This window comes from Dyadobacter sp. CY261 (assembly GCF_021440085.1).
Taxonomy (GTDB): Bacteria; Bacteroidota; Bacteroidia; order Cytophagales; family Spirosomataceae; genus Dyadobacter.
The window spans coordinates 452,643-479,024 of record NZ_JAKCPW010000003.1 but is presented as its reverse complement, the minus strand read 5'-3'; the positions used below and the strand labels follow the sequence as shown (position 1 = coordinate 479,024).

Here is a 26,382-nt window from a genome sequence, read left to right as displayed (position 1 = left end):
GCAACCATCTGTTTACTAATGGTTTATAACCTCTACTTCAAATTATTTCTGTTTATTATCTTTTTCCTGTCGAGTTTATGGATTTATAGGGGGTATATCAGGAACCCAACCCGTGAGCTTTCCGGAAAAAATGTAACAGTGATTATTGCTATCATACTTCTGATGGTGTGGCTCGTCAGGCTGCCGTTTTTGCGCGAAAAGGAGTATGATATCGACACTAGCACCTGGCTAAGCGCGGTGATCGCTATCAATCACTACCCCGACAAGCTTTGGACTTTACTCAATTACACCGATGCGCGGCCGCTCACCGTATTTCCATTACTAGCCGGTTCGTGGGTGGGAATGCCGGTCAATTACAGTAGTGCCGAAATTATCGGTTTGCTTCTCTGGACCGGTACGGTTCTATTACTCTACCAGATATGTAAAATGTTCGCCGGCAGGAATCTCAGTCTCGTCGTGACTTCGAGCCTGGCCTTTTTTTTGGCTACCTTCTGCCATATTTTCGCAGCCTACAACTCCGAGCATAGCAGCATTTTTTTGGTGACGGCGGGCGTCGCATTGTTCTTTTTATATGTTTACAGGCGATGGACAAGTCCGGTAGTCGCCGCGTCGACGGGTATATTGCTTGGAAGCCTCATTTACGCCAAGTTTCAAAATGCCCCCATGGGATTACTCACTGGGGCATTTTTGTTGCTGAGCATGGCCCGGCGAAAAGATTGGCGGAATATGGCTGCATTGTTTCTGGGTTGCCTTTTGCCGACCGTTCTGGTGAATGTATTTTATGGTCTCCGTGGGAAGGTGGATGTATTCTGGAATAATTACTTCTGGAATTATTTTTACTATTCATTCACCACGCAATTTTCATCCATGCCTATGGCCGAGCGGTTCAACCCTGTCCGCATCATCCGTTTTTTCTTCTATGCAACCAGTTCCGGTATTTACGCATTGACGCTTTTTGCATTGGCCATTGCTTTGCCGCTTTTATCTTTTAAAAAATGGCGGTTTGAGGTCACGAATAACTGGTTGCCATTTCTGTTCTCGTTTTTGTTGCTTTTGCTCAGCATATATGCGGTGTTGCAGTCGGGCAACAATTTTGAGCACTATAAACTTTTCCTGTTTGTTCCGCTGTTGATTTTCAACGCATTATTTCTTTCGATTGCTGAACCTTCGATACGGAAATACGCGGTGGGATTTCTTTTGCTGGGAAGCGTTTTACAAACCGCAGTCAGTTTGAAATACCTCAATCCCGACATTGCATACGACAGACGATCCGAGACTGACCGAAAAGTGGTAGGACACATTATGCGGCACTCGCGGTCGACCGACCCTGTGGTGGTCTGGGGCTGGCGTGATGGCCTGTTGGTAAGCTCTCAACGCCCAATGGGTTACCGCGACGTTCATACTTTTCATTTTTCGATGAAATCGCCACTCATTCCGAACTGGACCGAGGATTTCCTGGAAGATATGGAAGAAAACAAACCGAAAATCTTCGTCGAAGCCATGATCAGGGACTATTCGGAACGAGGCCACTTGTTTTTACCGCACGATAAAGTGCCGGTAGTCCGTGAATATGTGCGGAAACATTACCGCTTCATTCGGGATATGGACGGTGTGAAGATCTTCCATCGCAAGGAAAATCCCTCGATTTCTCTTTTACCTAGAACGGCTTATTAATCAATGCTATTTAGTGTTAAATAGTGTTAAACCGCCGGAAATCGTCCGTGCGGAAAGTTAGCTTTGTGGTATGATGAACCGCCGTATCCGTTCGATTTTCTGGCTGATGACTATCTGCATTGTTGCTATCAACGCATTTCAGGGATATTGGCTTTGGACGACTTACGAGCTCAACCGTCAGCAGTTCGGTAATATCGTGCAGGATGCTTTATTTGGTGTTATCGAAGAGCATCAGGTTGAAAGTGCAAGCAGGCTGCTCGGGAAGCGCAGCCCCGGGCAGCCCCACAAAGGCATTCGGGTGGTGAGCCGGTTGGGTACCAGCGGTGCCGGATCGCGTTTCTATTATAAATTTAACAATGACAGCGCGGTTGTAGCGCCGGCCGACACGCTTGCTCGCCGCATTTCCCGCTTTGTTGTACAAGAGTGGACGGACGGCGAGCGGGTGGATTTGCGGAAGATCTATGCTGCCTATCGGGCGGAATTGTCGAGGAGAAACATTGACGCAGCTTTTTTGATTGATACCCTATATATTCTTCCCGAACCAGGGTCTGACAACATGATCGTTTTTAACGGTTTGAGAAAGCAAAGCGGTGACCGTTTCAAAACCCTGCCACTGCCCATTAATCCTATCCGGCATTTGTTCGTGCAAGCTACTTTCGAAACGCCTGTCCCTTATTTGCTGAGGCGAATGGGATGGCTGCTAGGCTGTTCCATGATGCTTTTGTTATTGACCACCTGCTGCTTCGTATTCATGCTTCGGACGATTCTCCGACAGAAAAAGCTCTCCGACATCAAGAACGATTTCATCAACAACATGACCCATGAGCTCAAAACGCCGATTTCGACGGTAACCGCAGCCGTTGACGCCATGCTGCATTTCGGCGCTTTGAATGATCCGCGTAAAAGCGAGGAGTATCTCCGTATTTCGCAGAATAACCTGCAAAGACTGTCGGATCTCGTTGAGAAAGTGTTGAACCTGGCTGTTGAAGAAAAGCAGGAACTGGAATTCCAGAAGGAGCCGGTCGGCCTGGCAGAAATGGTGAGCGACCTGGCGGCAAATCACAGGATCAAAGCTGCCAAGACCGTGATTTTTAATATGCATATTCCATTTGGGACCACGGTGCAGGTAGACAGGATGCATTTTGGCAATGTGCTCAATAACCTCATCGACAATGCGATCAAATACTCCTATGAACGTGTAACGATTTCGTTCGATTTCCGGCAGGAACCGGAGGGCTGGCAATTGACTGTTACCGATAATGGTATTGGAATTCCAAAAACGTATCAGGCATCGGTTTTCGATCGCTTTTTCCGTGTCCCAACGGGTGATTTGCATCAGGTAAAAGGGTTTGGTTTGGGGCTTGCCTATGTACGGCAAGTGGTCGAAAAACATGGTGGGAGCATTAGTCTGGCGAGCGAGCCGGGCAAGGGGAGTGCTTTTGTATTAAAATTCTGAAAAATGGCCACGGTATTATTGATCGAAGACGAAACTGCGCTGGGAATGATCGTGAAAGATAGCCTGATTTTCAGAGGGTTTGAAGTGCTTTATGCTGATAATGGTGTAGAGGGGCTCCAACAGTTTCGCCGACATCAGCCCGATATTGTCGTGGCCGATATCATGATGCCCGATATGGATGGATTCACCATGGCCGAACATATTCGCCGTGAAGACCCAAATGTTCCGATCATGTTCCTGACGGCGCGTTCGCAAACAGCCGACGTCGTGCGGGGGTTCGAACTGGGTGGAAACGATTACCTCAAAAAGCCATTCAGCCTCGACGAACTGATCGTGCGGATCAATGCGCTCCTCCGTGCCGGAGCGTCGCTGGCTAATACGAACGGAACCTTGAAAATAGGCCGTTACTTGTTCGACCCCGCGAAACAAAAGCTCACCGTCGAAGACCGTGAAGTTACATTATCGCATCGCGAAGCCGAGCTGCTCCGAAGGCTCTACCAGCAACGGAACCAGGTACTCGGCCGCAGCGAAATCCTGACCGAACTCTGGGGCGACGATTCCTTCTTTAATGGTCGCAGCCTCGACGTATTCATCACCAAACTCCGTCGCTACCTCCGGGAAGATTCTAAGGTTCAGATTATTAATATCCGGGGAAGAGGGTATAAGCTGGTGCTTTGAGTTCGGCGTTGACCAACGCTGGCGGCAGTTTAGGGCGTTAAAAGCTCATTTCGACGAGGCCGGTTTGCCCGGTTTCGGGAATACCTGGTGGGTATTGGCCCATTCGTGCCAAAGACTTGCCAGGCGTTTAACTTTATCGGAATGCTGTTCAGCGAGGTTTGTCGTTTCAGAGCGGTCGGTCGAAAGATCATATAACTGCCAGGCCGAGTCTGAGGCCGGGGAGACCAGTTTCCAGTTGCCTTGTCTGGCATAGCGTGCCCCGAAATGCTCATTGAAGAGCATAGGATGGCCTTTTGAAGGGTTGTTGCCAAAAGAAGTGACAATGCTCGCACCGGTTGTCGGTTTAATAGGCTTGTTGTTGAACTGCTTTGGATATACCGCACCCGAAAGCTCGCAGAATGTCGCCATCAAATCCATCACATGGCCGGTATGGTCGCTGAAACCTCCTTTTTTAGCCGTAATGCCTTTTGGCCAAAAAGCGATCATCGGCGTGTTGACCCCGCCTTCGAATGACTCGGCCTTGGCATAGCGGTAGGGCGTGTTTGCAACGCTGGCCCAGCGCGCACCAATGGACGCGTAGCTGGTTTGTGGTCCCGGCATTACCTGTTTTTCTGTAGCATAAACTATTTTCTGTCCATCGCGTGTCTCGCTGGGGCGGTCGAAGCCCGGGCCATATTTTGCGCAGTTTTCGGGGCTGGCTCCATTGTCAGTCAGAAAGAGGATTAACGTATTGTCCAGTTCACCGGTTTGTTTCAAAGCATGGATGATCCGTCCGATGCCTTGGTCCATCCGATCGATCATCGCAGCGTGGACGGCCATCGCCATCGCGTCCCACTCACGGTCGGGATTGTCCTCCCATTTCGGGGCACTCGCGGGTGTTTCGGGTAGTTTTGTGGTTTTCGGGTCGATCAATCCCATTTGACCATCCTTTCATAACGCCTTTTGCGGATTGCCTCCCAGCCGCCTTTGTAAGTGTCTTTGTACTTTTCTATATCTTCCGGCTTCGCTTGTAACGGCCAGTGCGGAGCATTTTGCGCCACGTAAAGAAAAAATGGTTTCTCCGATTTCGCGTATTCGCTGATGTACGCCACGGTCGTGTCATTAATGGCGTCGGTGTGGTAATAGTCTTTTGGGACACTTTTCACAGGTTCCTTCCCATTTACGAGACTGAATGGATCGAAAAAATCCACCACCCCCCATATTGTCCCGAAAAACCTGTCGAAGCCCCGGCTTGTCGGATATTGTTCAATAGGCGAAAAGGGCCCGAAATCTTTCTGATGGTTCAGCCATGCAAGTTGGTCTTGTGCGTTCTTTTGGGTAAGTGTGTTGGAAACGTGCCATTTGCCCACCATGCCGGTCCGGTACCCGGCCGTTTTAAGCACTTCGGCCAATGTCACGGTATTTTCAGTAATATGGCCCTGATAACCCGGCTGGTTCTCCGCTTCAGTCATTTTGCCAATGCCCGCCTGCTGGTTATACAGGCCTGTGAGCAGCGATGCGCGCGTAGGACAGCAACGTGAAGTGTTGTAAAACTGCCGGTAGCGCAAGCCGTTCTGTGCCAGAAAGTCGAGGTTTGGTGTCCGGACCTCACCTCCGTAACAACCCATATCCGAATAACCCATATCATCGGCCAGGATCACGACAATGTTCGGGCGTTTGGCAGCCTTCGGTGTTCCCGGATCATTTCCGGTGTTCAATGCGACAAGGCCGAAGCTGGTCAGCACGGCTAATGCAAGCAGGGATAGTTTGGTTTTAGACATGAAAGTGATGCATTCTGCGCAGGCCGGTGGTCAACGGTCTACACTTATATTTCCGGCGCGGCTATTTCCGTAGCAATATAACCCCGAAAAGCTAATAGTCGCGATTGATGGTGCCGGATACTTACACGAACATTCATCGCTTTACAAACCTAGACGACCATAACGACATCGAAAAAGGTCTCGCTATCCGGATGACGTAAGTTCCGGGCAAGAGTGAGCCAATTTTCAAATTGATATGATCCTGCTGAGGGGGCGTTTGCTGTAAAGCAATGCGGCCACTATGATCAAAAATCGAGATATGCAGATCGCCGTGACGCTTGTCACCCGATAAATAAAGCACATCGCTCGCCGGATTGGCATACAATGCAAACCCGGCATGATCAGCCTGCTGAACGTAAATAATAAGAAAGAGGCTAAATGTCCCATCGTAATCGACTTGTTTAAGGCGGAAATAGGTATGTTCGTAAGGCGATATATCCACTGCATCGTAGGTCTTCTGCCCGTAAACCGTACCCGACCCTTCGATTTTCGTAATGGTTGTGAAACGAATGCCACCGGATGATTTTTGTACTTCAAAATAGCTGTTAAGTAACCACAACAGGACACTGAGGCCATATTACTAGACAGCCATGCAATGAGTGTCGAAATAAATAGAATCCATCTCATAGTGATTTAGGATATAGAATGATGACACAAAACTATCTTTGCAAATGCATTCTCTACCAGTCAATTGAGTAGTCTGCTTGTTTATTGCGTAGCTGGCGGCGATACCAGGCTGTCGGAGAAAATCTGGAATTTTACTAACTTATAACTCCATTCGACAAAACTAATATGGCTGCGATAAAACCCAGTTCAATCGATGAATACATTGCAGGCTTTCCGGAAGAAGTCCGGGGGGTATTACAAGAAATCCGCGCGACGATCAGGCAAGTGGCTCCCGATGCCGAAGAGGTGATTTCCTATGATATGCCGACGTTCAACCTGAACGGGGCCTATCTCATCTATTTCGCAGGATGGAAGAAGCATGTGGCACTTTATCCGGTCACTGAAAAGATCTTTGAAGCACTTTCAACAGAACTTGAGGCGTACAATGGCACAAAGAGTTCGGTACATTTCCCATTAAGCAAGCCGATGCCGCTGGACTTGATCAAAAAAATTACCAAACTGCGCGTGGCAGAAAATCAAATGGCGGCAAAGAAATAGAGTAAGGGGGTAACGGTGATTTTCAGGAGTATTTTTTCAAAATCTCTTCAATCCGCGCATCCGGAACCAGGTCGGTGACGGCCAACAATTCCACCCGTGCGTAATCGGGGTGGCTGGTATTAATCACATAGTTGAATGCTTCCGGCATCACGGCCGAAGGGACTTTCAATACAGGCGATTTACCAGCATTGAACCACTTGTCACCTAGCGGCTGGCATTGCGAGTAATCGTTGGGATCACGCCATCCGGTTTCAAGGCTAGTCATCGCGACGGACTCGATGAGCACGTCGTCAGGTATCTGAATGAGCATGATTTTGAAATCGGTATTGAATCCGACACCCTGCCTTCGCACCATGTTTTCCATAAACGCGAGGGGAATTGATTCGGATGTGTAAATGACCTTGTTACCCGTACTGTTCCATCGCCCGCGCATGCCTGATGCGAATAAGGTGTTGGCATATAGCTTGTGAACGATGCGGGCTACCAGCATATTTATGCAGGATAACCTTCGGCCAGCTTATCGAGCTCTTCGCTCAAAAAATCCACACCGCCACCGGTCGTCAGCCACTCAGCAGGCCTCTCAGCCGAATTCCAAAACGGCTTTTGCAGCCAGTAATTGAATTCATCGATTGAGCCCAAAAGCTCTTCTCCTTTCTTAAACAGCGCAATGAGCTTCAAAAGGTGCTCGCCATATAGCGGCTCCAGTGTTTTTTGCGCATCCTTATAATTGCTGATGGTACGCGCAGAAACATTCATAATCGCCGCAAGCCGCTTTTCCGGCATTTTGATCGCCCCAGCGAAATCATAGAAAACCTTTGTGTTCAAACCTTTGCGGGCAGAGCGCACGATGGCAAAGTTGCTGTCCATGTCAATGTCTTTAAATTTGGATTTTAAAGCCAAACCGGGCTGGAGGGCAAGGGCTTTCATAACAAAGGAGATTGAGTACATCAAATTTAGGAATTTTTTCAAAACAATAATCGAATTTTTTCCTCTTTTTTTCATGAATTCCAGGAAAATTACCATCAGTATAAATCCGGTATGCCACTCCTTTATTCCTCAAATTTTGGTGCAGAAATTCCTAAACAGATGAATATGATAAGGTTGACCCACATCCTCTTACCGCTGGCGCTCGCAATGATGACGATCCCCGTGCATGAGTCCATTGCGCAGCAGGCCAAAACCACACAAACCACCGAAAAATTTGATCGCGACTATGCGCTGGAAGCCACCATGCTCGGCTTTTTCGCCAAAGACGGTGCCAGAAACCCGACATTGAAAGCCAACAAAGGCGACCGTGTCCGGATCACGATCACGAACGGCGAGCTAATGACCCACGATATTGCCCTCGAAAAGCTAGGCATCAAAAGCAAGGTGATTATCGAGAAAGGGACCAGCACAAGCATTACATTCAAAGCGGAGCAAACTGACACTTACTTCTGCTCTGTACCCGGGCACCGGGCTGCCGGTATGGTAGGCAGTTTTGAGGTAGTAGAAGGGGTGATTTCCGATGAAACGGTAGCAGGACAAGTGCCGGTGAAGGATGGTCAGCCGCTCAACTTCGGTTTTGAAACGGGCGATCTGAAAAACTGGACTGCCACTGGCGATGCATTTACCAACGCGCTGTTCAGCTCCGATCCTTCGCCTGTTCATGAGAAGGAAATGCACATTGGTTACGAAGGGAAGTACTTTCTGAGTAGCGGAGGCACGCTCAATTACAAACAAACCGGCACGCTCACTTCTGTGCCATTTCAGGTAACTCAGCCTTTTGCCGCATTCCGTGTTTCGGGTGGAGCTTTGCAGGATACGCGGGTGGAGCTTGTCACAGTGGCTGATAACAAGGTCATTTACCATATTACCGGCCAGGGTAGGGCCACTTTGCAACCGGCGGTGGTTGATTTACAACCATATTTAAACAAAGAGATTTTTATCAGGATTGTCGATAATGAGACTGGTATTTCGCAAATCCCTTACATTCCCAACGATAAATGGGGGCATATCAACTTCGACGATTTTCGCTTTTATCCGAGCCGCCCCGATTTTCCTAATGAGCTGAAACAAAAGGATATCATCATTCTTCCTCCCCTCGACCCGGTTCTCAATGCAGGGTTATCGGGTACTGAGGCGGCCCGGGCGATGACGCCGCCACAGGGCTTCAAAATCAGCCTCGCAGCAGCGGAACCGGACATTATCCGGCCAATCAGCTTTACAATTGATTCTCGTGGAAGATTGTGGGTAGTAGAAGGCCATACCTATCCGGTACGCGCCCCGGAAGGTCAGGGCAAGGACAAGATCCTGATATTTGAAGACACCAACGGCGACGGCACGCTCGATAAGCGCAAAGTATTTGCCGAAGGTCTTAACCTTATCAGCGGCATTGAAGTGGGAATGGGCGGCGTATGGCTTGGCTCAGCGCCTCATTTACTTTTTATCCCAGCCGATTTCAAAAACGACAAACCTGCCGGACCGCCGCAGATCCTGCTCGACGGCTGGGGCCTCGAAGACACGCACGAGGTGCTCAACAACCTCCGCTGGGGCCCGGATGGCTGGCTCTACGGAACGCATGGCGTGTTTACCCATTCTAATGTAGGCAAACCAGGCGCCCCCGACTCCGAGCGGACGAAGATTAATGCCGGTGTGTGGCGTTACCATCCGACTGCCCACAAATTCGAGGTATTTGCCGAAGGGTCCAGCAACCCCTGGGGAATAGATTTTAACGACTATGGACATCCATTTATCACGGTTTGTGTCATCCCGCACATGTACCACATCATCCAGGGCGCGCGCTATCAGCGCCAGGCCGGTAAACATTTCAATCCGTACACCTATGATGATATTAAAACCATTGCCGATCACGTGCATTGGGTAGGCGAGCGGGGCCCGCATGCGGGTAATTTCCGTTCGGCATCCGCGGGAGGAGGCCATGCGCATGCAGGAGCGATGATTTACCTGGGTAACAGCTGGCCGAAAGAGTATCGTAATGATATTTTTATGAACAACATCAACGGTGCCCGCCTGAATACCGACCATCTGACGCGCTCGGGTTCGGGCTACGAAGCCACACACAAGAACGACTTCATGGCCATGAACGACTCATGGTCGCAATGGCTGAACTTCAAGTATGATGCGAGCGGTTCGGTATGGGCGATCGACTGGTACGACAAGAACCAATGCCACAGCCCGAATCCCGACGTTCATAACAAGACCATGGGGCGCATTTTCAAAATAACCCACAGTAACGACAAATGGGTGCAAGTCGATTTGTCGAAGGCGTCAGATATGGAGCTGGTTAATTACCAGTTGAACGCTAACGAATGGTACGTCCGCCAGGCACGCACAATCTTGCAGGAGCGCGGCCCCAATAAGAAGGTGCATAAGGCATTGAAAGAAATTTTAGCTAAAAACCCGGATGAAACACGGAAACTGCGGGCGCTCTGGACTTTGCATGTAACCAAAGGCCTGACAGAAAAAGAACTTGCAGATCTGCTTTCCAGCGACAGCGAGTACATTCGCAGCTGGTCTGTGCAGCTTTTGACCGAAAATAAATCCGTTTCTCCGGAAACACTGGGGAAATTCGCAGAAATGGCGCAAAAGGATAATTCCAAGCTGGTACGGCTGTACCTGACTTCCGGAATGCTCCGCTTAGATCCCGCGCAACGCTGGGAGGTGCTCGATGCATTGGTGCAGAAAGACGAAGACAAGGACGATCATAACCTGCCGCTCTTGGAGTGGTACGCTGCTGAACCATTAGCGCCGATAGACGCCAGACGTGCATTGCAATTGGCGGAAAAATCGAAGTTCCCTAAAATGCTACCCTATATGATTCAGCGCGTGGAAGCGATCGGCACCGAGGACTCCAAAAAAGTGCTTAAAGATTACAGCAACAAAGTGGGAAAAGCTGAAAATCCGCATGAACAGCATGGAACTGGCACTGCCATGAATCACTGATATGGAAAAGGGCTTCATTAGGAAGCCCTTTTTACAACGTTGAGTAAAGCAATTGAAGTATTTCTACAAATATAAATGAAGTAGTTCGTCCTAAAATATGACATTTGTCATGTTTTAGGAATTTACGAAGAATTGAATAAAATCTAATTGTGATTTTCGTAACTATCAGACAATCACAAGAAATTATAATTTTTGCTTGGAATATTTCTGGTTATAGCCGATATGGCGGATGCAGATAGAATAATTATTTCCCTTTCTTCTTATCCTTTTTATTGTTCTTCTTTTTATCATCGTCGTTCTTATCATCATCCTTGGAGAAGATCTTTTGAAGAAAGGTCTTCTTCTCTTTTTTGTCTTCCTTCACCGAAGCAATGCTGATCTCGTTATCAATGGACGGTTGAATAGCATGGATGAAAGCGTTTTGAAGGATGTTCGTAATCGCTAGCCAGATATTGGTTTTGGGATTGTCCAGCCTGCCCTGAAAAGGCACCTTGGTAGCTACCTGATCTTTTGATCTGTTCTCAAAAAGCTTACCTGCCCCTCCGGCAACCGCTTCCCAAAGCTTCCGGAACAGGTTATCGTCCCGGTCTTCTTTCCCAAGGACGTCCAGGTCTTTAATTACCGGTTTTACATATCCTTTAAATGCCTCATCTTTGGCAGCTACCTCTGTATAAAGGCCGAAGCGCCCTTTATTGACATCTATCTTGGCATAGGCCTGGAGAAAGTCATTAAGCTTCACCAAATTAGTATTTTTAAGTTCCGCGCTCATATCAAAAGTAGGGGAAGCGGCTAGCGGATTGAGCTTGGCGTCGAAGCGTAATTTGCCTTCGTACACATCTGCGGTCGCATGAATGTTTGCGGGCAGGACTGTCGTCGAGTCGTAGCTGTTCTTCAGGTTTTGGGCGACCAAATGCAGATTGGTCATCGCTATGTCCACATTCGGCGTGGACCCAAAATCCTTATACTGGATTTTCCCGTCGCGTAGTTCGCAGCGGTTGATACTCAGTGGCATAAACTTGTCGAGCACCTGCCGGAAATCCGCCGAGTCCCTTACAATTTCCTTTGGTTCGACTTTATCTTTGGTAAATAACAAATACGGCCCCTGAAGCACAAGTTCACCTACAATAGAACCTTTTAGCAAAGCCTTCCATTCGACAGAGAGGTCAATCGTTTTGGACGCAAAAAACGGTGTTCGCTTGCTTGATACGGTGTCTTTTTTATCAATATAAATGCTGTCTATCTTGTAAGCGCCGCGGATAATGGCGAGGTCAATGTCTTTGATGTGTCCATAATAACCATTCATATTTGCCAGGCTGCGGTTGGCGAAATGCAGGATTACGTAAGGCAACACCAATCGGATAACAACTATGGCTATCAGAATGCCGATCAGGATTTTGGCTGTACGTTTTTTTCTGGAATATGTGCGTGTGGCGGCCATTGGAAGGGTAGTTTACATTCGTGTAAGATCGGTTTTCGACACCTCTATTAAACAATCGTACCAAACCGGATGCCTGCATTTGCCGGCGCAATGATTTTTTTAAAAAAGCCTGCACCTTCGTCCAATACCGCAAGTGCCGTTCCTGCGGTAATACAATCAACGGCTCATTTTCTGTGGAACTAACAGCATCCCGAGGAAATGATGACCGTTTCGACGAGAGCTTATCTTGTGATTTTTCACTTTCCAAAGAACTATTTACAGTTTTCCCTACGCATTAAGCTTTTATTAATGCCCCCGTTAATCCTGCCCGTCTAATTTGCCTGCCGTTGTCGGGTAAGTCCGAAACTGGCATTCACGCCATGCCGGAGCACATAGTCGTCCCGGTTAACCCAAACTTTAATAACCCAAAGCATTAAAAATCCGGGTTCGTGTCCTCTTAACACAAAGGACAAGATCACGTAACCATCTTTCATGAAACGCCTATTCCTAAGCCTGACCCTTTTTCTGTTTATCAATCCAATTTTTGCACAAACATCAGGTTCGTTAAAACTCTGGTATAAAAAGCCAGCCGGGAAAACCTGGACCGACGCGCTGCCTGTCGGAAATGGCCGGCTGGGTGCGATGGTGTATGGCAATCCCGAAAAAGAGGTTCTTAAACTCAACGAATCGACCGTATGGGCAGGTGGCCCGAACCGGAATGATAACCCGAATGCTCTCGCCGCATTACCCGAAGTCCGAAAACTGATTTTTGAAGGCAAACAGAATGATGCCGCCAAGCTCGCGGCAGAGAAAATCGAGTCGAAAACCACCAATGGGATGATGTACCAGCCGGTGGGGAACCTGAATATCGACTTTCCGGGACACGAGAAGTTTACTGACTATTACCGTGAGCTGGATATTGAGAAGGCAGTAACCACGACGTCCTATATTGTGGATGGAGTAAAATATACGCGTCAGGTGATCGCCTCAGTGCCCGATGAGGTCATCGCGATCCGTTTGACGGCCGATAAGCCCGGGAAGCTCACGTTTACTTCATTTTTGAACAGTCCTCAGAAAGGAGAAAGGAGGATGGAGAAAGGAGGGAAGTTGGTTTTTGCGGGTGTTAGTGGAGATAAAGAGGGTGTAAAAGGGCAGGTTGCATTTCAGGCGCATGTGCTGGTGAAACCTGAGGGCGGGCAGTTGAGTGAACGAGACACGTCTTTGACCGTCAAGGGAGCTAATGCAGCTACAATTTACATTTCTATTGCTACGAATTTTATCGATTATAAGACATTGACGGCCAATCCACAGGTAAAAGCCAGTGAATATTTGAGTAAAGCCTCGGTAAGGTCTTTTGACACAATCCTGAAAAGTCACATTACAGCATATCAGCACTATTTCAATCGTGTGAAGCTTGATTTGGGGACATCCGAAGCGGCAAAACGGCCTACGGATGAACGGATCGTCCAATTTGCTTCCGGAAATGATCCGCAGCTGGTTGCATTGTACTTCCAGTTTGGCCGCTACCTGCTGATATCCTCCTCACAGCCGGGCAGCAATGGCATGCCCGCTGGGCAGCCTGCCAATTTACAGGGAATCTGGAACCAGGAAATGAACCCGCCCTGGGGCAGCAAATACACGATCAATATCAACACGGAAATGAATTACTGGCCTGCCGAGGTCACCAATTTGACCGAAATGCACGAGCCGTTGGTCCAGATGGTGAAGGAATTGTCGGTAACCGGTCAGGAAACGGCCAGGGTCATGTATGGTGCAAAAGGCTGGCTGGCACATCATAACACCGATTTATGGCGCATAACCGGTCCGGTCGACCCGATCTTCTACGCCATGTGGCCGATGGGCGGTGCGTGGCTGAGCACGCATTTGTGGGAGAAGTATTGCTATTCGGGAGATAAGATGTTCCTGAAATCGGTGTATCCGGCTTTGAAGGGCTCAGCGCAGTTTTTTGTGGATTTTCTGGTTCCCGAGCCTACACATCAATGGCTGGTGGTTGCACCAGGTATGTCGCCCGAGAATGCGCCCTCCATCCGTCCGAAAACGACGATCGGTGCTGGGAATACCATGGATAATCAGATCGTTTATGACATTTTCACCAGTACAATTCGCGCTGCGGAGGCATTGGGGACCGATGCCGATTTTGTCAAAACGTTGAAAACGAAACGCGAGCAGCTTCCGCCGATGCAGGTTGGGAAATTTGGGCAGTTACAGGAGTGGCTGGAAGACCTGGACAGTCCGGAAGATAAGCACCGCCACATTTCGCATTTGTATGGCTTGTATCCTTCACATCAGCTCTCGGCCTACCGGACTCCTGAGCTTTTCAGCGCGGCCAAAACATCGCTCGAACACCGCGGCGATGTGTCTACGGGCTGGTCAATGGGCTGGAAGGTCAACTGGTGGGCGCGCCTGCTCGATGGAAACCGCGCTTACAAATTGATTACAGACCAGCTTTCACCTGTGGACGCGCCCGGTAAAAAAGGCGGGGGCGGCACCTACACCAATCTTTTTGACGCCCACCCGCCATTTCAGATAGACGGCAACTTTGGATGCACAGCGGGTATCGCTGAAATGCTGATGCAAAGCCACGACGGCGCCATTCACTTGCTTCCGGCCCTCCCTGACAGCTGGAAAGCCGGATCGATCAGCGGCTTACGGGCCCGTGGCGGTTTTGAAATCGTGTCATTGGAATGGAAAGAGGGAAAGGTCTCGAAGCTGGTCATCAAATCCACCTTGGGCGGCAATTGCCGTTTGAGACTATCCAATGCATTGAAAGGAAATGGAATTGTCCTGGCGACCAATGGAAACGCCAACAGCAATCCATTTTACCAAACACTCGACATCCCGAAGCCATTGATTTCACCGGCGGCAAAAATCACTGGTTTGACCTTACCTGAAACGGCCCTTTACGATTTCAAAACCGAAAAAGGCAAGACATACACATTCACCTGGTAACACCCTTTCTAAACCCATCACCATGAATAAGAAGATCTGGATAGCCGGCGCGCTGGCTGTGACGCTCGTTACCTGCCAGGTTTCAAGGCAGAACAGCTCCAAAGACGAAGTGCTGCGCACGACCGATGAGTCGGTGAATGCTATCCCGGCATTTACCGAAAACCCTTCACCCGCACACCTTACGCCCGAGCAAAGTATCAAGACATTTAAATTACCCAAAGGCTATCATCTTGAACTGGTAGCCAGCGAGCCGATGATCCACGAGCCCGTGGCCGTTGCCTGGGATGGCAATGCGCGCATGTATGTGGCCGAACTCAACACGTACATGCAAGATGTAGAAGGTACCAACGAGCATGCACCCACGAGCCGGGTAATGCTGCTCGAAGACACTAATAATGATGGAAAGATGGACAAGAGCTCGGTGTTCATCGATAAAATGCTCCTGCCGCGGATGTTGCTCTGCGTAGGTAATGAATTGCTTGTAAATGAGACGGATACTTATAATGTTTACGGCTATAAGGACACCGATAGAGACGGTGTGGCCGATGTAAAACGTCCCGTTTACACGCCTGATAAAAAAGCACCCGGCAACCTCGAACACCAGCGTAGCGGCTTGGATTGGAACGTCGATAACTGGATTTACGTGGCCGTTGACCCAGTCCGCTTCCGGTATGCCGATGGCATTCTCAAGCCCGACTCTATTCCGAGCGGATCTAATGGGCAATGGGGGCTGACGCACGATAACTTTGGACGGCTGTACTTCTCCTCGGCGGGTGGCGAGGTACCCGCATTGGGTTTCCAGATCAACCCGATTTATGGACGGATGGAGTTTAATGATCAGTATAAGGAAGAATTCAACGAAGTCTGGCCAATTATCAAAACACCCGATGTGGAAGGCGGTCTGAAAAGATTGAAGCCCGATACCACGCTCAACCATTTCACTGCAAGTTGTGGCCAGCTAATTTTTCGTGGCGACCGGCTGCCGGCCGATCTCCGAGGAGACTTGCTGATCAGCGAACCGGTTGGTCGACTCATTCGTCGCGCGAAAGTGATCAACAAAAACGGCAAGATCACTTTGGAAAATGCTTATCAAAATGAAGAGTTTATAGCCTCTACCGACATGAATTTCCGCGCGGTGAACATGTACACCGGCCCCGACGGCTGTCTGTACATTGTGGATATGAACCGCGGTATCATCCAGGAAGGTAACTGGACCGGCCCCAATAGCTATCTCCGTCCGCAGATCAAGCGGTTTGGTCTGGATAAAAATATCCAGCACGGACGCATTTACCGCCTCGTACACGACGGCATGGCTCCCGGGCCCAAGCCCCAAATGCTCGACGAAAGCCCCAGGACATTAGCAGGTTATCTCGGCCATTCCAACGGCTGGTGGCGGGACAATGCGCAGAAGGAGCTCATTATCCGCAATGACCAATCGATTGTGCCACTTTTAAAAGCAATAGCCGCCGGTAAAAGCAACGATGCGATCAAAGAACCATCGGCATTGGCGCGGTTGCATGCGTTGTGGACGCTGGAAGGGTTGGGAGCTTTGGATCAAAACAGCATTGCCTCAGCATTGAAAGACGGTGATTTCGAAATCCGCAAAGCCGCCGTGCGTATGACGGAGCCGTTCCTGAAAAAAGACGATGCGATGATTGAAAACCTGGCCGCTCTGAAATCCGACGCGGTTGCAGACGTTCGTATGCAACTGATATTTTCATTGGCACAAAGCAAGTCGCCGAAAGCAAAGGCCTTGGCCGATGATATTGTCAAACAATCGGCAGGAGTAGAGGTGCTGGCCCGTGCACAACGAAGTGTTGAGAAAAATGAGGATGCCAAGAAATTCGGGACGAAACTGGGCCGGTTGGATGCGCCGGACCGCACGCTGGTGATGAATGGCTCGGTGATTTATAAATCTCTTTGCGCGACCTGTCATGGTGCGGATGGAAGGGGATTAGTTAGTAAAACGGCACCACCACTTGCCGGTTCGCGGCGTTTGAACAGGAACAATACCAATGCATCCGTCCGTATTCTGCTGCATGGCCTATCGGGACCTATTGAAGGCAATACCTATCCGACGGAGATGCCGTCGATGAAAGATAACGACGACGAATGGATTGCGTCGGTACTGAGTTATGTACGCTTCGAATTCACGAACTCTCCACCCGTACGCCCCGCAGATGTGAAAACGATCCGGGAACAAACGGCATCGCGTGACAAGGCCTATACGCTTGATGAACTATCGATCCAATAACTGATTCTTTAAACCGAAACTTGAAATTAATGGTAAGCAAGCAGTTTTTGCGGCCTGCGCTTTGGAGAAAGGGCATTGGCATGTCGGTGGGCGCAGTATGTGTAGCGATGATGCTGGGCAATGGTTTTTCAGCCCCGGATCAGCCAGGCCCCGGCTCAGACTGGCCGAATTATGGCGGTAACAAGGCTGGGAACCGTTATTCGCCACTGGATCAGATTAATCTCGGCAATGTGGGGCAGTTGCAGGTCGCCTGGATGTACGATGCTTCCGAAAAGCCTGATCCCGCCAATCCTGGCAGGCAGCGTAACCGTGCTATCCAGTGCCAGCCCATCGTGGTGAATGGTGTGCTTTATGGCACGACGCCAGAATTAAAGCTCTTTGCTTTGAAAGCCGGTACGGGTGAGCAACTTTGGAAATTTGAGCCGTATAGAGATGATCGGCTCAATTCGAACCGGGGCGTAGTGTATTGGGAAAATGGTGATGACAAACGTATACTTTACACAGTTGGGTCGAGTTTGTATGCGGTGAATGCGGCAACAGGCGAGATCATTAAAAGTTTTGGAAAGGAAGGTCGGGTGGATATTCATGCCGGTTTGCAGACCGGCATGGACCATGATATAAGCAAGCTTTCGGTGAATGCGACGAGCCCGGGTATCGTTTTTAAAAATACATTCATCCTCGGCTCGGCGGTTTCCGAATCCGGAGATGCAGCGCCAGGGCATATTCGGGCATTTGACGTGGTAACCGGGACATTGAAATGGGTTTTTCATACGATCCCGCAACCGGGCGAATATGGTTATGACACCTGGCCCAAGAATGCTTACAAAAAAATTGGCGCGACCAACAATTGGAGCGGCATGAGCCTGGACGAAAAGCGCGGTGTCGTCTATTTCGGAACGGGCTCTCCCGCTTCGGATTTCTACGGTGGTGATCGAGAAGGCAGCAACCTGTTTGCCAACTGCATTATGGCCCTGGATGCGGAAACGGGCAAGCGAAATTGGCATTACCAGACCATTCACCACGACCTTTGGGACCGCGACCACCCGAGCCCGCCGAACCTGACTACCATTACTCATAATGGCAAACGCATTGATGTTGTTGTTCAAAGCACGAAGGATGGCCTTGTTTATGTGCTCGACCGCGATAAAGGCACCTCCATTTTTCCTGTCGAGGAACGAAAAGTGCCGGTTAATGGCCTCCCCGGGGAGCATCCTTTTCCTACACAAAAATTTCCACTAAAACCGGCACCGCTTTCAAGGCAAGTTTACACGGAAGCGGACATTACAGACCTCTCGCCCGAGGCACACGCCTACGTGAAGGAGCGTTACAACAAGATAAAAACAGACCATAAATTCACTCCGCCGAATACTACGGGCACATTACTGTTCGGTTACAGCGGCGGTGCAGAATGGGGTGGTAACGCAGTCGATCCTGATGGTGTATTTTACCAAAATGTAAATGAGGAACCCTGGGAGCTGATTATGGCCGATGCCGCGCAGAAGAAATCCGAAGCGCCCCGGACATTGGGTAACTCGCTTTACCTTACCAATTGCGCGGCTTGCCATGGTCAGGACCGCAAAGGCAGCGGCCCGGAACTGCCGGGATTGGTCGATATTGGTAAAAAACTAAATCCTGTGCAGATTAAAGGCATTCTCAAAACCGGTAGCGGTAGAATGCCATCTTTCGGGCATTTGTCGGACAAGGAGCATGATGCACTGGTCGATTTTCTTTTGAACCGCGAAAAAGCAGGGTCGGCATCGGTTAAAACGGCTGATGCGACTGCCAAGCCTGCTTCAAAGGACGGCTTCCCATATATGCCGGCCTATGTGAGTAAAACCTGGCAGCGTTTCACCGATCAAAATGGGTATCCGGGTATCAAACCACCGTGGGGCACATTAAATGCCATTGACCTGAACACGGGCGAATATCTCTGGCGCGTGCCGCTCGGCGAATATCCCGAGCTTACTAAAAAAGGCATTCCCATTACCGGAACAGATAGCTATGGCGGTCCGCTCGCAACTGCCGGAGGATTAGTATTCATTGCCGGTACCAAAGACGAAAAGATCCGCGCATTCGATAAAAAGACGGGTAAAACCGTTTGGGAATATCAATTACCTGCCGGTGGGTTCGCGACGCCGATCAGTTACCAGATCGATGGCAAACAGTACATCGTGATCGCGGCCGGCGGCGGACGGGGCCAGAAGATCGGAGGGAATTACATTGCTTTTGCATTAAAATAAACACTAAACCTGTACATGATGAACAAGAAAGAAAATTCCACCGAAAACAGCCGCCGGAATGCGATGAAAATGCTCGCAGCAGGTTCCACGGCTGGGCTCCTGTCACTCTTCGATAGCCCCCAGGCCCGAGCCGAACGCTATGTGACGCCCCAATATGCCCGAGGAGCAGCGCCGGTGACAATAAAAAAAGTAAGAGCCATTACCACCGCGCCTGGCGGAGCTAATCTGGTGATCGTGAAAGTGGAAACTTCCGAGCCCGGTCTTTACGGATTAGGCTGCGCGACGTTCACGCAGCGGGCGAAAGTGGTGATTCCCGCAATAGATATTTACCTGGATGAGTTTTGTGTGGGTAAGGACGTCGATAACATAGAAGATATGTGGCAGTCGGCATATGTGAGCTCGTATTGGCGCAATGATGCCGTACTGAACAACGCATTGTCGGGTCTTGATCAGGCACTTTGGGATATCAAAGGAAAACGCGCTAATGTGCCGGTCCACCAGCTCCTGGGCGGGAAAGCGCGCATTGCGGTGGATACGTACACCCACGCGAGCGGCCCCACACCAGAAGCCATTGCCGATAAGGTGCAGCAATATATGTCAGAAGGCTTCAGGCATGTCCGCATTCAGCAGGGCGGCTATGGCGGGGTAGGGGCCATGGACGAGATCAAGCCCGATTTCAAAGCGGCTGGTTTTGGCCGGTCTACCGACGATTTCAGCGACCAGCGCACGTATCTGAAACGCGTTCCCAAGATGTTTGAAATGGTGCGTAAAAGATGTGGGGAGGATATCGAGCTGCTCCACGACATGCACGAGCTCGTAGAGCCGATGGACGCCATTAATATGATCAAAGGCCTGGAAGAATATCGCCCTTACTTCATCGAAGACCCCTTTTCACCCGAAAATATGGGCTGGTTCAAACAGCTCCGCCAAAGTACTACAGTGCCGATCGCCATGGGCGAGCTTTTTAACAATATCAACGAGTTCCGCGACCCGATGGCCAATCAGCTTTTCGACTACATCCGCTGCCACATTTCGCAGATCGGTGGCATTACGCCAGCCATGAAAGTGGCGCGCCTCGGGGAATGGTTCAATGTGAAAACGGCGTGGCATGGACCCGGTGATACTTCGCCGGTAGGACATTCGGCCAACAACAATATCGATATTGCGGTGTGGAATTTCGGAATCCAGGAATCGCAGCGTTTCAGCGAAAAAGTACAGGAGGTTTTTCCGGGTTGCCCGACTATCAAGAATGGCTACTATTATGTGAACGAAACGCCGGGGCTCGGGATCGACATCAACGAAAAAGAGGCGGCCAAATACCCGATTGGAACCAAGTCGCGCTGGACGGTACGGAAGAGCGACGGGACCCTTTTAAAACCTTGATAATCAGCTTTTAAAAGTTTATGGCCAATTTTTTATTGAAATTGTTTAAAAAATCGGGCGAAAACGGGGTCTGTTAATGCTTTGTTAAGCTTTTTTTAAGGGTAGGGGTTTAGGTTTGCCGGACTTACAGACTATTTTTCCGGCACCATTTCCTATGAATGACTCAGACTTGTGGAGAAGTTTCCGAAGCGGGGATGAAACGGCCTTTTCAATGCTTTACAAATCGCATATTGAAGTCCTTTACCGATATGGCCATAAACTGACTACTGACACGCAATTAGTGGAAGATTCGATCCAGGATATGTTTATCGAGCTCTGGAACAGCCGCAAGCGACTGTCCGACACCGATAGCATCAAATACTATCTTTTCCGGGTGCTGCGCCGCAAGATCACGCAGCACCCGCTCAATCGAAACGTAGCCGGTGCCGGGGCGGAGATATCCGCCTTCGAGCACCGGCTTTTTTCCGCATCCACCGAAAGCGAGCTTATCGACACCGAAAACGAACTGGGCCGCTCGCGTGCGCTCGGTCGCGCACTGACCCAACTGCCGCCGCGCCAGCAGGAAGTTGTAAACCTGCGCTATTACCACGAGTTCAACCATCAGCAGATCGCTGAGATCATGAATATTTCGCTGCAATCGGTGCATAACACGCTGCAAAAATCTATGAAGGGCCTGCGGGAATTGTTATCGGGCTATTCCGAGATTATTTTGACCGCATTAACCTTCCTCATCTTTCATTAATCCCGGTTCGGAATCAGACAAATCCTTTGCCGTCATTTCTAAATGACGGAATGAGTGAAATGGTAGCATTTTAGGCTATTATAATTTTTTCAAAAAAAAATCCCATTTCCTGGGGTAATCCGCCCGGCTTTTCCCCATTTGATGTTTGAGGATGAAAACCAGACTTTTCCATGCATTACGAGTCATTTGAACCTGAGGATTTTGCAACCGATGCATTTTTTTGCAGCTGGGTGCTTCATCCCACTCCCGAAGCGGAGCTGTTCTGGCTCGACTGGCTGCGTAACAATCCTTCCAAAACCCGCGATATCGAGCTGGCCAGGCAAATGGTGTTACTCGCCTCCTCCGATGAAGGCGCGATGCCCGGTTCTGAAACAATCGAGCGGATTTGGCAGGGTATTGAGGATGGCAAAAGCAGAAAGACCGTCATGTTCGGAAACCGGGTGTTATGGCTGAAAGTCGCTGCGGCAGTGATATTGCTTCTGGTCGCTTTTGGGGGCTATTTCTACCGGCAAAGCCAGGGCCATATCTATCACACTGCATTCGGCGAATCGCGGCGTGTGCTGCTGCCCGACGGCTCTCTCGTAACACTCAATGCCAATTCGAGCCTCCGTGTAGCGGATCGCTGGGGCAGGCGTACCGAGCGCGAGGTGTGGCTGGAAGGCGAGGCATTTTTTAGTGTAAGTAAATTAAAAAAAGCGGGTCATGCCGTCAAATTTACGGTTCATACGCATGACTTGAATGTAGAAGTGCGCGGTACGGAGTTCAATGTCAATACCCGGCAAGACCAGACGCGCGTGGTGCTGAGCGAAGGGTTGGTGCATTTGCAATTGAATGACCGCTCAGCGAAAGAAATTCAAATGAAGCCCGGTGATCTCGTAGATTTTTCCCGAAACAGACAACAATTGCGCATGCGGCATCTGCCCGACGCCAGCCCGATGTATTCCTGGAAGAATAACCGCTGGACGCTCAATGACGCTTCGCTGGCCGAAATTGCCGTACTGATCAGGGAAACGTATGGTGTTACCGTTAATATCGAAACTGATTCATTAAAAAAGCAGACCGTAAACGGCGTTGTCCCGACCGACAACATGGGAGACCTTCTCAGCGCGCTGGAAAGCATCCTGCCTATTACCATTACCCACGAGGAGCAACGGGTGACGATCCGGGGCCGCCCTAACTAGCAGCTAAAACTTTTTATCGAAACCTTCAATCAATGCTCATGAAAAAGATCAACTTACTCATGATGGGATTGCTATGCGTTGGTGGCTCAGTAGCCCACGCGCAAACGTTCGCCAGAGGGCAGGTCCCCCAGCCCCAGCGTAGCGAACAGCCTTCCTACCGAAGCCTGGATCAGGTCTTGCACGACCTCGAAAAGCGGCATTCCGTCTATTTTATGTACCACAATGATAAAATTAAGTCATTGCAGGTGCAATACCAGAGCCGTAACGGCGAGGCGATCGGGGAAACGCTCGACCGTGTCTTGAAAACCAATGGTTTGGAATACAAAAAGCATGGCAAGATTTACGCCATTTTCCCGAAAGATGCCGACGCAGGTTCCGTCCGTGAACTGAAACAAAGCTTGAAACAGACCCAGTTGCCTCCTCCGGGTGGAGCACCCGCTAATGGAGAATCTTCTGTCGAAACGCAGCCGGGCGCAAGTACTGTTAGCCCTGAAAACGTTCCAAAAGTGATCAATATCCGGGGTAAAGTGACCGACGAAAAGAACGACCCCTTGCCGGGCGTGAGCGTTGTGCTCAAAGGTACCCAGCGTGGCACGACGACGAACACCGACGGCCAGTATGAGCTGGAAATCTCCGATGAATCGGTTTCTGGCGCAGTGCTCGTGTACAGTTTTGTGGGTTACGAGAGCCAGGAGGTCGTTGTGGGCGGTCGCACGAGCATTGATGTTGGTATGCATGTGAGTGAGCGCGGGCTCGAAGAAGTGGTGGTAGTAGGTTACGGTGAGCAACGCAAAAGTGATGTGACCGGGGCGTCGAGCAGTGTTTCGGCCCGGGAAATCGCCAAGCGGCCGCTGGTGCGTGTGGAACAGGCTTTGCAAGGGACGACGTCCGGCGTGACCGTATCGAGTTCGAGCGGGCAGCCAGGCAGGGGATTGAATGTCCGAATCCGAGGGGCCAATTCCATTACCGGTTCCAACGAACCTTTGTATGTGATCGATGGCTTTGTCGGTGGTAATATCGAATCTATCAACCCGAACGATATCGAGTCGTTGGAAATCCTTAAAGACGCTTCATCCGCTGCGATTTATGGTTCCAGGGGTTCGAATGGCGTGGTTTTAATTACTACCAAAACCGGTAAGGAAGGCAAAGCACGGGTGAATTTCAGCACGTGGTTCAGCAAGGCGAGTATTCCGAGAAAGCTGGACCTGATGAATGCGTATGATTTTGCAAGAACCGTGAATGCGCAGTTCGCCTCCACGGGTAATACAGCTGCATTTTCGGATCAGCGTCTGGCAGAGCTGAAAGCCAACGGTGGCACCGACTGGCAGGATGAGCTGCATCAGGAGCCGTGGATCCAGAATTATCAATTGGATGTCTCAGGAGGTTCTTCCAATATCCGTTACCTGTTTTCGGCCAATTATCTCGACCAGCCGGGCCTCATTTTAAACCAATATTACAAACGGACCACCCTACGGGCGAACATCGATGCGAAGCTGAACGACAAAATGGACCTTAAATTCAACGTCGCCGCCATGTTGCCAAACAGCCGTAACAATGGCTACTCCGGCGACCTCACCGACCCATTCACACAAGCTACCGAATGGGATCCGACCTCGCCCGTGCGCGACCCGGCGACTGGTCAGTTTATTTACACAGCCCCTTACGGTTCAATTCAATACAATCCTATTTCTAGAGCTACTAATCAGCAGTTTGACAACCGCCAGGCCAATGTGACCGGCACAGCTGTTCTTACCTACCGTATTTTGAAAGGGCTTTCATTTACAACCATCAATACCTACGAAATTCGTTCGCAATTTGGTCAGAATCTGGCCGGCCCAGGGACAGGCAATGGTGTTCTGTATGCGGAAGGAAATGCATCACGCGGCGGATTTTTTCAGAATAGCAATTTTTTGACCTATAAAACCAATTTTGGGAACCATTCGCTTACCTTAACAGCCCTTTATGAGCAGCAGAATGGAACTAACAATTCTATCAATGCGCGCGCCAATAACTTGTCGTCGTATGCTTTGGGCTATTACAATCTCAGCCTCGGCGCCACGCAGCTGACTAATTCCGGCTATTCGCAGGACGCGTTGCAGTCGTATATGGGCCGGGTGAATTATTCTTACAAGGATAAATACCTGCTCACAGCCAGCGTTCGTACCGATGGTTCCTCGCATTTAACACAGAAATACAGCACTTTTCCTTCGCTCGCATTGGGATGGAATGTCGCTAATGAGGATTTTATGAAGGATTCTAAAATCTTCTCCGATTTGAAACTCCGCGCCAGCTATGGGCAAACGGGTAACCAGGCTGTGGGAGCGTACGCAACCATTGCGCAAATCACAACGGGCGGCCAGCAACCGGCCTATTATTTCGATGGAACGACACCGAGTGTTTCCACACCATTGGGTGCGCCGGTTTCCAAAAACCTGAAATGGGAGCGGACCGAGCAGTTTGACGTTGGTCTGGACGCATCTTTCCTCAGAGGCAGACTGACATTCACCGCCGATGCCTATAAGAAGAACATTTCCGATCTGCTTTATAACTACCAGGCACCATTCTATATGGGTGGCGGCGATTATCTGCGCAATATCGGAAGCGTTGAGAACAGAGGTATCGAGTTCTCGGTAGGCGGCACGCCGGTAAGCACGGGCAAGTTGCGCTGGACGACGAATTTCAACATTTCATTTAACAGGAATAAAGTGACTGATTTGGGCGGGCTCGACAACGTGATCGTAAATGGCATTGGTTCCGCGGGCAATAGTGCCTCTATTTTGCGGGTAGGACGGCCATTGGGCGAATTTTACGGCTATCAGTTCCTCGGGACCTGGAAAACCAGTGAAGCCGAAGAGGCGACCAAATTCGGTATGAAACCCGGTGATGCCAAGTATACCGATGTGGACGGCGACCATGCTTACACCGCGAACGACCGGATGCCAATTGGGAATGGTACGCCGAAGTATTCGTTCGGGTTTATCAATGATGTGAGCTATGGCGATTTCTCATTGAGCTTCATGTTCCAGGGCACGCATGGTAACCAGATCTATTCACAGACATTGGCCTACCTATGGGGCGGCCTGGGCGACCAGCGCAATGCCACCACGCAGGATGCGCTCAATATCTGGACGCCGCAGAATGAGACCGACAATCCGGCATTCAGCAATACCAGCAAGAATTTCAACAACAGTAGCCGGTATGTCTACAATGCGAGCTATATCAAGCTGAAAAACGTCTCGCTTACCTACAAACTGCCTGCGGTGGTTTTGAATAAGGTCAAAGTACGGAACCTGGAAGTGTATTTGAGCAGCCAGAACCTGTTTATGATCACCAAATATCCAGGTTATGATCCTGAGGTTTCGAATGGGTTCAATGCCATTACGCAAGGTTTGGAAATGGGTGTGATCCCCAATGCCAAGACTTATACGGTCGGTTTGCGGCTGGGATTGTAACAGGACCGGTTTCATGACATTTTTAAA

General features: G+C 49.8%; 18 protein-coding genes. 12 read left to right on the top strand and 6 right to left on the bottom strand.

Annotated elements, in window-relative coordinates; genetic code table 11:
* Positions 1 to 138: 138 nt before the first annotated feature.
* The 3 genes from LZD49_RS11980 to LZD49_RS11970 all read left to right on the top strand — a co-directional run bounded on the left by LZD49_RS11980 (position 139) and on the right by LZD49_RS11970 (position 3,808).
* Positions 139 to 1,674, top strand: coding sequence for a hypothetical protein (locus tag LZD49_RS11980; protein WP_234667587.1), 1,536 nt, complete (start codon positions 139 to 141; stop codon positions 1,672 to 1,674).
* 70 nt (positions 1,675 to 1,744) lie between these two features.
* Positions 1,745 to 3,130: a sensor histidine kinase KdpD gene (locus LZD49_RS11975; protein ID WP_234667586.1), complete on the top strand. Its 1,386-nt coding sequence runs from the start codon at positions 1,745 to 1,747 to the stop codon at positions 3,128 to 3,130.
* Positions 3,131 to 3,133: 3 nt separating this feature from the next.
* Positions 3,134 to 3,808 carry a response regulator transcription factor gene (locus tag LZD49_RS11970; protein WP_234667585.1) on the top strand — a complete coding sequence of 225 codons (675 nt, stop codon included), beginning with the start codon at positions 3,134 to 3,136 and terminating at the stop codon, positions 3,806 to 3,808.
* Positions 3,809 to 3,853: 45 nt separating this feature from the next.
* Here the strand turns inward: LZD49_RS11970 and LZD49_RS35535 are convergent, their stop codons facing one another.
* The 3 genes from LZD49_RS35535 to LZD49_RS11960 form a co-directional block, all read right to left on the bottom strand.
* Complete coding sequence (locus LZD49_RS35535; RefSeq protein ID WP_255720990.1) at positions 3,854 to 4,726, bottom strand: sulfatase-like hydrolase/transferase; 873 nt, start codon at positions 4,724 to 4,726, stop codon at positions 3,854 to 3,856.
* The gene (locus LZD49_RS35530) at positions 4,717 to 5,568 is read right to left on the bottom strand and encodes a sulfatase-like hydrolase/transferase (protein ID WP_255720989.1); all 852 of its coding nucleotides are present in this window, start codon (positions 5,566 to 5,568) and stop codon (positions 4,717 to 4,719) included. The genes LZD49_RS35535 and LZD49_RS35530 overlap by 10 nt, the downstream gene beginning before the upstream one ends.
* Before the next feature lie 133 nt (positions 5,569 to 5,701).
* Positions 5,702 to 6,166, bottom strand: a complete 465-nt coding sequence (locus LZD49_RS11960) for a T9SS type A sorting domain-containing protein (protein WP_234667584.1) — start codon at positions 6,164 to 6,166, stop codon at positions 5,702 to 5,704.
* 233 nt (positions 6,167 to 6,399) lie between these two features.
* Here LZD49_RS11960 and LZD49_RS11955 point away from each other — a divergent pair, with 233 nt between their 5' ends.
* A complete protein-coding gene (locus LZD49_RS11955; RefSeq protein WP_234667583.1) occupies positions 6,400 to 6,771 on the top strand; it encodes an iron chaperone in 372 nt (123 codons plus the stop codon).
* 22 nt (positions 6,772 to 6,793) lie between these two features.
* Here the strand turns inward: LZD49_RS11955 and LZD49_RS11950 are convergent, their stop codons facing one another.
* Both LZD49_RS11950 and LZD49_RS11945 read right to left on the bottom strand, forming a co-directional pair.
* Complete coding sequence (locus LZD49_RS11950; RefSeq protein WP_234667582.1) at positions 6,794 to 7,261, bottom strand: RES family NAD+ phosphorylase; 468 nt, start codon at positions 7,259 to 7,261, stop codon at positions 6,794 to 6,796.
* A 2-nt stretch (positions 7,262 to 7,263) separates the two neighbouring features.
* The gene (locus LZD49_RS11945) at positions 7,264 to 7,698 is read right to left on the bottom strand and encodes an MbcA/ParS/Xre antitoxin family protein (RefSeq protein ID WP_234667581.1); all 435 of its coding nucleotides are present in this window, start codon (positions 7,696 to 7,698) and stop codon (positions 7,264 to 7,266) included.
* Positions 7,699 to 7,908: 210 nt separating this feature from the next.
* Between LZD49_RS11945 and LZD49_RS11940 the strand changes: the two genes are divergently transcribed.
* Entirely contained in the window at positions 7,909 to 10,716 is a 2,808-nt protein-coding gene (locus LZD49_RS11940) for a PVC-type heme-binding CxxCH protein (protein ID WP_409021319.1), read from the top strand.
* Between the two features lie 244 nt (positions 10,717 to 10,960).
* On the opposite strand, the gene LZD49_RS11935 is transcribed toward LZD49_RS11940, so the two are convergent.
* Positions 10,961 to 12,154, bottom strand: coding sequence for a DUF748 domain-containing protein (locus LZD49_RS11935; protein ID WP_234667579.1), 1,194 nt, complete (start codon positions 12,152 to 12,154; stop codon positions 10,961 to 10,963).
* A 471-nt stretch (positions 12,155 to 12,625) separates the two neighbouring features.
* Between LZD49_RS11935 and LZD49_RS11930 the strand changes: the two genes are divergently transcribed.
* From LZD49_RS11930 to LZD49_RS11900, 7 genes are all read left to right on the top strand, one after another.
* Complete coding sequence (locus LZD49_RS11930; RefSeq protein WP_234667578.1) at positions 12,626 to 15,103, top strand: glycosyl hydrolase family 95 catalytic domain-containing protein; 2,478 nt, start codon at positions 12,626 to 12,628, stop codon at positions 15,101 to 15,103.
* Positions 15,104 to 15,125: 22 nt separating this feature from the next.
* Positions 15,126 to 17,357: a c-type cytochrome gene (locus LZD49_RS11925; protein ID WP_234667577.1), complete on the top strand. Its 2,232-nt coding sequence runs from the start codon at positions 15,126 to 15,128 to the stop codon at positions 17,355 to 17,357.
* A 29-nt stretch (positions 17,358 to 17,386) separates the two neighbouring features.
* Positions 17,387 to 19,597 carry a PQQ-binding-like beta-propeller repeat protein gene (locus tag LZD49_RS11920; protein ID WP_234667576.1) on the top strand — a complete coding sequence of 737 codons (2,211 nt, stop codon included), beginning with the start codon at positions 17,387 to 17,389 and terminating at the stop codon, positions 19,595 to 19,597.
* Between the two features lie 18 nt (positions 19,598 to 19,615).
* A complete protein-coding gene (locus tag LZD49_RS11915) occupies positions 19,616 to 20,980 on the top strand; it encodes an enolase C-terminal domain-like protein (RefSeq protein WP_234667753.1) in 1,365 nt (454 codons plus the stop codon).
* A 154-nt stretch (positions 20,981 to 21,134) separates the two neighbouring features.
* Positions 21,135 to 21,722 carry an RNA polymerase sigma factor gene (locus LZD49_RS11910; protein WP_234667575.1) on the top strand — a complete coding sequence of 196 codons (588 nt, stop codon included), beginning with the start codon at positions 21,135 to 21,137 and terminating at the stop codon, positions 21,720 to 21,722.
* 170 nt (positions 21,723 to 21,892) lie between these two features.
* Positions 21,893 to 22,903: a FecR family protein gene (locus LZD49_RS11905; RefSeq protein WP_234667574.1), complete on the top strand. Its 1,011-nt coding sequence runs from the start codon at positions 21,893 to 21,895 to the stop codon at positions 22,901 to 22,903.
* A 38-nt stretch (positions 22,904 to 22,941) separates the two neighbouring features.
* Complete coding sequence (locus LZD49_RS11900) at positions 22,942 to 26,355, top strand: TonB-dependent receptor (protein WP_234667573.1); 3,414 nt, start codon at positions 22,942 to 22,944, stop codon at positions 26,353 to 26,355.
* Positions 26,356 to 26,382: the final 27 nt, after the last annotated feature.